This is a genomic window from Paraburkholderia sp. UCT31 (assembly GCF_014397655.1).
Classification (GTDB): Bacteria; Pseudomonadota; Gammaproteobacteria; order Burkholderiales; family Burkholderiaceae; genus Paraburkholderia; species Paraburkholderia tuberum.
The window spans coordinates 132,529-144,094 of sequence record NZ_VZQP01000017.1; the positions used below are offsets into that span (position 1 = coordinate 132,529).

At 67.6% G+C, this 11,566-nt stretch carries 7 protein-coding genes; 2 read left to right on the plus strand and 5 right to left on the minus strand.

All coding sequences use genetic code 11. From position 1 onward, the window contains the following. Positions 1 to 16: 16 nt before the first annotated feature. The 4 genes from panD to F6X40_RS16770 form a co-directional block, all read right to left on the minus strand. A complete protein-coding gene (gene panD, locus F6X40_RS16755) occupies positions 17 to 403 on the minus strand; it encodes an aspartate 1-decarboxylase (protein WP_018431692.1) in 387 nt (128 codons plus the stop codon). 60 nt (positions 404 to 463) lie between these two features. Then, complete coding sequence (gene panC, locus F6X40_RS16760) at positions 464 to 1,297, minus strand: pantoate--beta-alanine ligase (RefSeq protein ID WP_187628575.1); 834 nt, start codon at positions 1,295 to 1,297, stop codon at positions 464 to 466. Between the two features lie 294 nt (positions 1,298 to 1,591). Then, positions 1,592 to 2,527: a segregation and condensation protein A gene (locus F6X40_RS16765; protein ID WP_221307657.1), complete on the minus strand. Its 936-nt coding sequence runs from the start codon at positions 2,525 to 2,527 to the stop codon at positions 1,592 to 1,594. 20 nt (positions 2,528 to 2,547) lie between these two features. After that, positions 2,548 to 2,733 (minus strand): DUF3460 family protein, encoded by a 186-nt coding sequence (locus tag F6X40_RS16770; RefSeq protein WP_184007962.1) that lies wholly within the window; start codon positions 2,731 to 2,733, stop codon positions 2,548 to 2,550. A 267-nt stretch (positions 2,734 to 3,000) separates the two neighbouring features. Here F6X40_RS16770 and F6X40_RS16775 point away from each other — a divergent pair, with 267 nt between their 5' ends. Then, positions 3,001 to 4,854 carry an autotransporter assembly complex protein TamA gene (locus F6X40_RS16775; RefSeq protein WP_187628576.1) on the plus strand — a complete coding sequence of 618 codons (1,854 nt, stop codon included), beginning with the start codon at positions 3,001 to 3,003 and terminating at the stop codon, positions 4,852 to 4,854. 45 nt (positions 4,855 to 4,899) lie between these two features. Then, positions 4,900 to 9,237, plus strand: coding sequence for a translocation/assembly module TamB domain-containing protein (locus F6X40_RS16780; protein WP_187628577.1), 4,338 nt, complete (start codon positions 4,900 to 4,902; stop codon positions 9,235 to 9,237). A gap of 96 nt (positions 9,238 to 9,333) precedes the next feature. Here F6X40_RS16780 and metG read toward each other — a convergent pair whose 3' ends face one another. Then, positions 9,334 to 11,466 carry a methionine--tRNA ligase gene (gene metG, locus F6X40_RS16785; RefSeq protein ID WP_184065356.1) on the minus strand — a complete coding sequence of 711 codons (2,133 nt, stop codon included), beginning with the start codon at positions 11,464 to 11,466 and terminating at the stop codon, positions 9,334 to 9,336. Positions 11,467 to 11,566: the final 100 nt, after the last annotated feature.

The following is an 11,566-nucleotide window of genomic DNA, read 5'->3' on the forward strand; positions in this document are numbered from 1 at the left end:
TCAAGCTGAGCTTCGCTCAGCTCCAGGCCTGCGTGGGCACGTGGTCGCGGCTGCCCTTGATCTTGTTGTTTTCATCGACGAACACGAGGTCCGGCTTCCAGCCCGCCTTCAACTCCGCCTCGTCGACCACCGCGAACGCCGCGATGATGACCAGATCGCCGAGCTGCGCGCGACGCGCGGCCGAGCCGTTCAGCGAAATCATGCCGCTGCCGCGCTCGCCCTTGATCGCGTACGTCGAGAAGCGCTCGCCGTTGTTGATGTTCCAGATGTCGATACGCTCGTTTTCGACGATGTTCGCCGCTTCGAGCAGATCTTCGTCGATCGCGCACGAGCCCTCGTAGTGGAGCTCGCAGTGCGTGACCGCGACGCGGTGAATCTTCGACTTCAGCATATTGCGTTGCATGATCAATCCAATCCTGTGTGACTGCGCAGTGTAACTGTGGTCGCGCGGGCGGTTGCGGCGTCAGATTTCGAGGTTGTCGATGAGCCGGGTCGCGCCGAGCTTCGCGGCGGCCAGCACCACGAGCGGTGCGCTGGCGTCCTGCGCGCCGGGCGCGATCAGGTTCGAGCGCTTGCGGATCGCGATGTAATCGGGATTCCAGCCGCGCGCCGCGAGCGTCGCTTTGGCCGACTCTTCGAGTTTCGCGAAGTCGCGCTCGCCCGCGAGCACCGCGTCGCGCACCCGATTGAGTTCGGCGGCCAGCATCGGCGCCTCGGCGCGTTCGGCGGCCGAAAGGAACCGGTTGCGCGAGCTGAGCGCGAGGCCGTCGGTGTCGCGCACGGTTTCGGCGGCGACGATGTCGGTCGGCAGCGCGAACTGGTGGCACATCCGGCGCACGATCATCAACTGCTGGTAATCCTTCTTGCCGAACACCGCGACGCGCGGCTGCACGCACGACATCAGCTTCATCACGACCGTGCACACACCGTGGAAGAAGCCGGGGCGGAATTCGCCCTCGAGGATGTCGCCGAGATCGTGCGGCGGATGCACGCGGTATTCCTGCGGCTCCGGATACATGTCCCTTTCGGTCGGCGCGAACAGCACGTAGACACCTTCCTTCTGCAGCTTCTCGATGTCGGCTTCGAGCGTGCGCGGATATTTGTCGAAATCCTCGTTCGGGCCGAACTGCAGGCGGTTGACGAAGATGCTCGCCACGACCGGGTCGCCGTGCTGGCGCGCGAGGCGCATCAGCGACAGATGGCCCTCGTGCAGGTTGCCCATCGTCGGCACGAAGGCCGTGCGATTCTGGCCGCGCAACTGGTCGCGCAATTCATGGATCGAGCTGATGACTTTCATGATCGGACAGGGATAGGCTCGCGCGGCGCGCGATCCGGTTGGCGCGACACCTGGCGGAATCGCGCGGGTCATCGCCTCACCGGCAAATGACGGGTTCGGAGCGCGGATTGTAGTGGATTTGGGCAGCGGACGCACCGAAACGCGGCGGCACTTCCGAGCGGCGCGCGGCGCGCTTGCCGCGCACTCCCCGCTGAGGCCCGCCAAGCTTCGCTGCGACGGTGTTCGTAGCGAGATTTTCACGGTCCGGCCGCGGTCCGGCCGTCAAGCGGCCTTCAAGCGGCCGTCATTCAGCGCTCAGGCCGGTAGATACGCCAGCCGCACGTAAATCGGCGCGAACGGCTCCGCCTGGGTGATTTCGACGAGCGATTCACGGCACAGCTCGAGCACGGCGATGAAATTCACGATGACGACCGGCACGCCGCGGCTCGTGTCGAACAGATCGGAAAACTCGATGAAGCGCGCATTCTGCAACTGCCGCAGGATCAGGCTCATGTGCTCGCGCACCGACAACTCCTCGCGCGAAATCTTGTGATGCTGGACCAGCTTCGCGCGCTTGATCACGTCGGCCCACGCTGCGCGCAGGTCGTCGCTGTTCACGTCCGGGAAGCGCGGGGCGACACTCTGCTCGATGTAGACCTCGGCGCGCAGGAAATCGCGCCCAAGCTGCGGCAACTGGTCGATGCGTTGCGCGGCGAGCTTCATCTGCTCGTATTCGAGCAGGCGGCGCACCAGTTCGGCGCGCGGGTCTTCGGCTTCCTCGCCGGTGTCGGCCTTCTTGACCGGCAGCAGCATGCGCGACTTGATTTCGATCAGCATCGCGGCCATCAGCAGATACTCGGACGCGAGTTCGAGATTGGTCTTGCGCAGTTGCTCGACGTAGCCGAGATATTGCACGGTGACATCCGCCATCGGGATGTCGAGCACGTTGAAGTTCTGCTTGCGGATCAGGTACAGCAGCAGGTCGAGCGGCCCCTCGAAGGTCTCGAGGAATACCTCGAGCGCGTCCGGAGGGATGTACAGGTCGTTCGGCAGCTTGAACAGCGGCTCGCCGTACAGACGCGCGAACGCGACGCCGTCGACCGTGTCGGGCGTCGAATCGGTGGCGGGCGTGGAAAGCGCGGTGTCGGACGGTGCCGGCGCTGGGCCGTGAACCGGGCCGTGAACCGGGCCGTGTATCGGGCCGTGTATCGGGCCGTGAAGCGGACCATGCACCTCGTCAGCGTGACTCATCGTCGGCGTGACTGGGGAGCTTAGAAGTTCTGGTAGTACGAGTAAGGCGTCTGCTGCACGCGCGAAGTTTTCTGCTCGGCGCGCTCTTCCAGATCGATCGGCTGTTTGTCCCACAGCAGTGCGCGGCCTTTGCGTTGCTCGGCCTCCAGATTGGGCTTCTGTTGTTTGAGCTGGTTCAGGAACTGGGTGATGTCCGATTGATACATGGCTCGACGTCCGTGGTGGGTAGGGTGGCGGCTCTCGGGCTGGCCGCTGCGCGGTGCCGCGGGGAGGGCGCCGTCGTCCGCGATTTTACCGCATGCGTCGCGGGCGGTCGAAAATCGCCGCGGGCCGCCCATTTTTGAGATGAAGCGCGGAGCTCCGCCAGGGGCACGAGAGAGGCCGATCGGGGTCGCGTTGTGGTCAAATAGCATGCCTCGATCGCATGCGCGGCCGGGGCGCGAGAATTCATTCATTGAGGCCGGAGGTCCTGTTTGGCGGGAGGTACGATCGACATGCCGCGTGCGTTGCGCGGCGAGACCGGCCAGGCGCGCGGGCGCGCGCGTGAGCGCGAGGCGCTCGCGCGGTGCTGGCTGCGTGTGTCGCTCGCCATCGGCCTCGGCCTCCTGATGTTGCTGCTCGCCTTGGGCAAGGCTCACGCGGCGAGCAAGGCACCGAGCTACAAGGTCGAGGTGGTCGCCGAGCCGCGCGCGCTGCGCCGGCTGCTCGAACAGAACCTCGATATCTCGCGTTTCGCGAAGCGGCCCGACGTCACCGACGACCAGTTCTCGTTCCTGATCACCGCGACGCCACAGCAGGTGCGCGATCTCGCCGCGACGCAGGGCTATTTCTCGCCGCTCGTCAGCACCGACGTGCGCACCGTCGACAACCTGCGGCAGGTCACCGTGCGCGTGGAGCCGGGCCCGCAGACCAAAGTCACGTCGGTCGATCTGTCGTTTCGCGGCGCGGTGCTGACCGAAGACCCATCGCGCGAAAACGCGACGCGCTTCGCGTTCTCGCTGCACGAGGGCGAGCCGTTCTCGCAGGGCGCCTGGGACGACGCGAAGAACGCGTCGCTGCACGAGCTGCAATCGCGCCGCTACCTCGCCGCGAAGATCTACCACTCGGAGGCGCTGATCGATCCGCGCACGCACACGGCGAAGCTGTCGGTGATCTACGACAGCGGGCCGACCTTCACGATGGGCCAACTCGACGTGCAGGGCACGAAGCGCTATCCGGAGCGCATCGTCCACAACGTCAATCCGATCTCGCCGGGCGACATCTACGACACGCGCACTGTCGCCGAACTGCAGCGCCAACTGCAGAACACGCCGTACTTCGCGAGCGTCGCGATCGACCTCGACAACAACCCCGCCAAGCCGCTCGACACGCCGGTGCACGTGAAGGTGTCGGAGTTTCCGTATCACAGCTTCCGCGGCGGCGTCGGCTATTCGACCGACAACGGCCCGCTCGTGCAGGGCGGCTACACGTATCTGAACACGTTCGGCGCGGCGTGGCCGTTCACCGTCGAGGGCCGCGCCGACAACACGCAGCAATACGGGCAGATCCAGCTGTCGATGCCGCCGGGCCAGCACGGGTGGACCAATAGCATGCTCGCGTCGTACACGACCACCGACGTCTCCGACACGCGCATCTACAGCATCCGCGGCGGCGTGCAGCGCTCGCGCACGTCGCAGTTCCTCGACTACAGCTATTCGCTGCTGTTCTACGACGATAAGCTCGACCAGAACGCGGCGCCGCCGACCCGCGCGCACGCGCTGGTGCCGGGGTGGTCGTGGACGCGGCGCGACACCGACGACCCGCTGTTCCCGCGTCGCGGCAACCTGATCCACGTCGAGGCGGGCTTCGCGGTGAAAGGTCTGCTCGCCGACCAGTCGTTCATCCGCGGCTACGCGCGCGGCCAGCAGTATTTCCCGATCGGCGTCGACGACATCGTGCTGATCCGCGCCGAACTCGGCGGCGTATTCACGAGCGGCAGCTCGAGGGGCATTCCGGCGTCGCTGCTGTTCCGCGCGGGCGGCTCGAACTCGGTGCGCGGCTATGGCTTCCAGAGCATCGGTAACAACGTCGGCGGCTCGATCCTGCCGACCAAGTACCTGGTGACGAGCGCGGCCGAATACCAGCACTGGTTCTCGCACAACTGGGGCGCGGCCGTGTTCTTCGACATCGGCACCGCGACCGACACCTGGGGCGAAAAAGTTTTCTATCCGGGCGCCGGCGTCGGCGCGCGCTGGCGCAGCCCGGTCGGCCCGGTCAATCTCGATGTCGCTTACGGGATCCGCGATAACCGGGTGCGGCCGTATATCACGCTCGGCATCGCGTTCTGACGTTTTGACGACAACCCACTACCTTATTTGCCACCGTATTCACGCATGACCACCGACGTCACCGCCCCGCCCCCCGCGCAGCCGCCCGGCGCCATGCCGCCAGGACCGCCGGATGGGCAGCAGCCGCCCGACACGCCGCCGCCGAAGCGGCGCTGGGGCCGACTGCTGCTGAAGTCGGTCGCGGGCACGGTGGTCATGCTGGTACTGCTCGCCGCACTCGCGGTCGGTCTGCTGTACGGGGCGCTGACGACCGAGCGCGGCACCGCGTACGCGTGGCACGCGGCCGTGAAGCTGCTCGGCGGCCGGCTCGCCGGCACGCTCGACGGCGGCACGCTCGCGCGCGGCGTGCAACTGCGCGACGTGCGCTGGCGCAGCCTCGACGGCAGCGGCACCGACATCGAGATCGACCGCGTCGCGGGCCGCTGGGCGCTCGCGCGCGAGCCGTGGCGGTTCACGATCGACTACCTGCACGTCGGCACGATCGAGGCGCGCGTCGGCCCGTCGTCGGCGAGCACCAGCGAGCCGCTGAGCTTGCCGCAGGATCTGCAGCTACCGATGCAGTTGGAGATCCGCGACGTGCAGGTCGAGCGGCTGCTGCTGCACCAGGGCGCGTCGACGACGGAGCTGTCGAGCTTCGCGTTTCATGGACGCAGCGACGGGCGTCATCACGAGGCCGCGATCGATCGGCTCGATACGCCGTTCGGGGCGCTGACGGCAGCGGCGAAACTCGATGGCGTGCGGCCGTTTCCGCTCACCGGCGAAGTCGGTTATGCGGGCAAGGTCAACGATGAAGCGGTGCAGGTGGCCGGCCACCTGAGCGGCACGCTCGAGCAGCTCGTCGCCGAGCTCGACGCGAGCGGCATGAAGCTCGCCGGCCACGCGCGGGTCGAAGCGGCGCCGTTCGCCGCGGTGCCGTTGCAGCGCGCGACGCTGAGCTTCGATCATGTGAATCCGCAGGCTTTCGCGCCGGGTGCGCCGCTGGCCGATCTGGCGGTGCGCGCGGAGCTGCAGCCGGTCGAGCAGGGCGCGGCGACCGCCCCTGGCACAGCCAGCGCGGCGAAACCGTCGGCCGCCAGCCATCCGCACCACATCATCGGCGGCCACCACGCGCCGGCCAAACCGGCGGCGGGTTTCGCCGTCGCCGGCCATGTCTCGATCGTCAACGCGAAACCCGGCGCAATCGACCAGAAACTGCTGCCGCTGATCGATGCGAACGCCGACGTGCGCCTCGACGCCCACACGCAGAGCATCTCGAACCTGAACGTGCGGCTCGTGCGTAACGCGACGCTCACCGGCGGCGGTGCGCTGAGCGGCCGGCACGGCCGGCTCGATCTGAGCGTCGCGCGGCTCGACCTGAACGCGCTGCAGGCGACCGTGCGGCCGACGCAGCTGTCCGGCCCGATCGGCATCCGCCTGAACGACGACATCCAGACCCTGACGCTCGATCTCGCCGACCCCGCCGCCGCGCTGCGCGCCCAAGGCAAGATTACGTTCGACCCGGCACGCATCAGCTTCAACGACGTGCGCGTCACGTCGGGCCGTGGCCGCATCGATCTATCGGGCGCGCTGAAGCACGATGAGAACTCGACCTACAACCTGAAGGCGCAACTGACCGATTTCGATCCGCTGTCGCTGACCTCGCAGATGCCCGCCCGCACGCCTGTCACGACATCCGGCGCGTCCGCCGCGAGCGGCGCGCAACGCGAGCGGCAAGCGCAAGCCGCGGCGCTCGTGGGCAGCACCGCCGGCGCGAAGAGCGCGGCGCCCGGCGATCAGGCAGCCGCCATCGCGAAGAACACCGCGCAAGCCGCGGCGCAGACCGAAGTGCTCGAGCGCAGGTCGCCAGGGCCCGCGCATCGCGCGGGCCCTGCGCCACGCGCAGCCGCGCAGGCAGGTCCGCCAGCGCGCAGGATCGAGGCGCGCGTGAACGCCACGGTCACGGCAGCAGGTGTGCTCGCGCGGGTCTTCACGACGCGCGCCGAATTCACGCTCGGTCCGAGCGTCTACAACGACCTGCCGCTCACGGGCGGCGGCATGATCCAGCTGGCCGGCTCGCGAATCCTGCCGAGCCACGCGAATCTTTCGGTCGCGGGCAACCAGGTGAATCTGCAAGGCAGCTTCGGCGCGGCCGGCGACCGGCTGCGCTTCGGCATCGACGCGCCGCAGCTCGATCGGCTCGGCTTCGGCCTCGCGGGCGCGGTCGCCGCGGACGGCGACGTTACCGGCTCGTTCGCGCATCCGAACGTCACGCTGAATTACAAGGCCGACAGCGTCGTGTTCGCGAGCAACCGCATCGGCCATGCGGAAGGCCACGCCGAGTTGCGCGACGGCGCGAACGGCGCGCTCGCGTTCACGACCGACGCGCGCAATGTCAACGCGGGCGGCGTCGACCTCGCCACGCTGACCGCCCGCCTGTCCGGCACACGCGCGAACCACACGCTCGAAGCCGCCGCGACCGGCAAGCTGCAGGACCGACCGCTCGATCTGACGCTCGCCGCCAACGGCAAGCTGACCGACACGCGCGACGGCTCGCGCTGGGACGGCACCGTGACGCGTCTGCAGAATCGCGGCACGCCGGCGCTCAATCTCGAATCGCCGCTCGCGCTCAGCGCCGGGCCGGGGCACCTCACGCTCGGCGCAACGCGCCTGACGATCGAAGGCTCGGTGCTGACCCTGAAGTCATTCGCGTTCGATCACGGCCGCATCCAGTCGGCCGGCAGCCTGACCGATGTGTCGCTCGCGCACTTGCAGGAGCTGCGTCGCCAGATCACCGGCGAGCCGCCCGCCGTGCGCACCGACCTCGTGTTCGACGGCGACTGGGACTTCTCGCTCGGCGCGACGGCGAGCGGCCACATCGAGCTGCGCCGGCGCAGCGGCGACGTGACGGTCGAGATCGGCCGCGGGCTCGCGTCGATGGGCATTGGCGACATCCGAGCGCGCGCCGAATTCACCGGCGGCAACCGGCTCAATGCGACCGTGCATGCGCAGGCGAGCCGCGTCGGCGTGATCGATGCCGACGCGCACACGCCGCTCGTACTGCGCGACGGCATGTTGAGCGTCGATCCGCAAAGCGCGCTGTCGGGCAACGTGAACGCGAACGTGCCGTCGCTGCGCACGACGGGCGGCCTGCTCGGCCCCAGCTATCTGCTCGACGGCCATCTCGCGCTGAAGCTCGCGCTCGGCGGCACGGTCGCGAAACCGAACGTGACCGGCTCGCTGACCGGCGACGGTCTGTCCGCGACGGTCGTGAGCCAGGGCGTGCAACTGAAGGACGGGGTCGTGCGCATCGCGCTGTCGCAGAACATGGTGGACTTCCAGCAGGTCGAGTTCCACGGCGCGAGCGGCACGCTGCGCGCGACCGGCCGCGTGCGTCTCGACAGCTCGGAGCCCGACATGACCGCGAGCATCGTCGCGGACAAGCTCGATGTGTTCGCGTCGCCGGACCGCCATCTGTCGCTGTCGGGCAGTGCGAACATCTCGAACGGCGGCGTGGAGCGCGGCCCCGTGATCGACGGCAAGTTCGTGGTCGACAGCGCGCGGTTCGATCTGCCCGAGCAGGCCGCGCCGAGCCTCGGCGACGACGTCGTGATCATCCGCCCGGACGGCACGCGCTCGGGCGGCCGGCCGCGTCCGAGCGAAGGCGGCCAGCCGCCGGCGAGCCCGTTCGCGCCACGCGCGAACATCGAGATCGGCCTCGGCAACGACTTCCGCTTCCGTGGGAAGGGCGCCGATCTCGGCCTCGCCGGCACGATCACCGCGACGAGCGCGCCGAATACGCCGCTGCGCGCGGTCGGCAACGTGCGCGTCACGCCGGGTTCGACCTACACCGCATTCGGCCGCAAGCTCGCGATCGAGAACGGCTTCTTCACGTTCAACGGGCCAGTCACGAATCCGGGCATCAACATTCTCGCGATGCGCCGCAACCAGCAGGTCGAGGCCGGCGTACAGGTAACGGGCACGCTGCAGGCGCCGGTCGCGCGGCTCGTGTCGGAGCCAAGCGTGCCGGACAACGAAAAACTGTCGTGGCTGCTGTTCGGCCACGGCACCGACCAGGGAAATAACCTCGGCCAGCAGAGCACGATGACGACCGCGCTCGCGCTGCTCGGCAGCGCGACGGGTCAGCGGATCGCGCAGACCGTCGGGCTCGACGAGTTTTCGATCGGCCGCAGCGAGGTCGGCCTGACCGATCCGCAAGTCGTGATGGTGTCGAAGGCGATCAACGAGCGGCTCGTGATCGGCTACGAGCAGGGGTTGCAGTCGGCGAGCAATGCGATCAAGGCAACGATCAATCTGACGCGATACTGGTCGCTGGTCGTGTATGGCGGCACGTTCTATGGCGCCGACGTGCTGTACACGCGGCGCTTCGACCGGATCTCGTGGTGACGCGGGCAACATAAAAAACGGCACGCCTGGAAGCGTGCCGTTTTCGTCATACCTGCCTGCGGCGAGGTGGGGCGAGGCGCCCGAAGGCGCCGCGCGTTACTTCACGCGCATGCCGGGCTTCGCGCCGCTATGCGGCTCGAGCACGTAGAGGCCCGGTTCGGCCTTCTCGTCCGCCGCCGATGCCGCCAGCACCATGCCCTCGGACATGCCGAACTTCATCTTGCGCGGCGCCAGGTTCGCGACCATCACGGTCAGCTTGCCGATCAGCTGCTCCGGCTGATACGCGGACTTGATGCCCGAGAACACGTTGCGGGTCTTCTCTTCGCCGACGTCGAGCGTCAGTTGCAGCAGCTTGTCCGAGCCTTCCACCGCCTTGCAGTCGACGATCTTCGCGATGCGCAGATCGACCTTCGCGAAGTCGTCGATCGTGATGATGCCGGCCTCTTCTTCCTTCGCGGCGACGGCCTTGGCGTGGGCCTTCGCCTTCGCCTTCGCGTCGGCCGGCGCCGCTTCCGGCGTGGCCTGCAGCGAGTCGCGATTGGCCGCGAGCAGCGCCTCGATCTGCTTCGGATCGACGCGCGTCATCAGATGCTTGTACGCGTTGATCGGGCGCGCCGAGCTGAGCGGCACGGTGGCGTCGGCCCACACGAGCGGCTCGATGCCGAGGAAAGCCTCGACCGCTTCGGCGAGCTTCGGCAGCACCGGTTTCAGGGCCAGCGACAGCAGACGGAACGCCTCGATGCTGACGCTGCAGGTCTCGTGCAGCGCGACCGCGTTGGCCGGGTCTTTCGCCTGATCCCAGGGCTTGGCGGTATCGACGTAGGCGTTGACCGAGTCGGCGAGCTCCATGGTCTGACGCAGCGCGCGGCTGTACTCGCGCGCCTCGTAGTGCGCGGCGATCTGCGGCAGCGCCGCGCGCAGCGTGCCGAGCAGCGGATGATGCATCGCGCTGTCCTGCACGCGGCCGTCGAAGCGCTTGATCAGGAAGCCGGCCGCGCGGCTCGCGATGTTCACGTATTTGCCGACCAGATCGCTGTTCACGCGCGCCTGGAAGTCGTCGAGATTCAGGTCGAGGTCTTCCATCGTGCTGTTCAGCTTGGCCGCGAAGTAGTAGCGCAGCCATTCCGGATTCAGGCCGGTGTCGATCACGCTTTGCGCGGTGATGAAGGTGCCGCGCGACTTCGACATCTTCGCGCCGTCGACCGTCAAAAAGCCGTGCGCGAACACGTTGGTCGGCGTGCGATGGCCCGAGAACTCGAGCATCGCGGGCCAGAACAGCGTGTGGAAATACAGGATGTCCTTGCCGATGAAGTGGTACTGCTCGGCCGTCGAGCCCTTGCGGACCCACGCGTCGAAGTCGAGGCCGCGTTTTTCGGCGAGGTTCCTGAAGCTTGCGTAGTAGCCGACCGGCGCGTCGAGCCACACGTAGAAATACTTACCGGGCGCGCCCGGAATCTCGAAGCCGAAGTACGGCGCGTCGCGCGAGATGTCCCAGTCGGCGAGTTTGGCTTCGCCGGCGTCGCCGAGCCACTCGCGCATCTTGTTGGTCGCTTCGGGCTGCGCGAGGCCGCCGACCCAGGCGCGCAGGAAATTCTCGCAGCGCGGATCGGACAGGCGGAAGAAGTAGTGCGTCGAGGTCTTGCGAATCGGCGTCGCGCCCGAGACGACCGAGTACGGATTGACGAGCTCGGTGGGCTGGTAGGTCGAGCCGCAGACTTCGCAGCTGTCGCCGTACTGGTCTTTGGCGCCGCATTTGGGGCACTCGCCCTTGATGAAGCGGTCCGGCAGGAACATTTCCTTGACCGGGTCGTACGCCTGTTCGATCTCGCGCGCGTCGATCAGCCCCGCTTCCTTCAGCGCGAGGTAGACGTTTTCGCTGAGCACGCGGTTTTCCTCGGAGTCCGTCGAGTAGTAGTTGTCGAACGAAATGCCGAAGCTGTCGAAGTCGCGCTTGTGTTCCAGCCAGACGCGATCGATCAGCTGTTTCGGCGTCAGACCTTCCTGTTCCGCGCGCAGCATCACCGGCGTGCCGTGCGTGTCGTCTGCGCCGACGTAGTAGACCTCGTGGCCGTGCATTCGCAGCGCCCGGACCCAGATGTCCGTCTGGATATATTCGACCAGATGGCCGATATGAATCTGCCCGTTCGCGTAAGGAAGGGCCGACGTGACGAGAATCTGACGGCGGCCGGGCGGCGCGCCTGCTGGGAGGTCGGTGGCGGGTGCTGACATAAGGATCGGGGGTGCCTGCGGTGGGACGAAACGGTGATTTTAGCAGGGCGCACGCCGCACGCGGACCGGGCGCGGCGGGCTGGACGCGCGGAACAGAGGG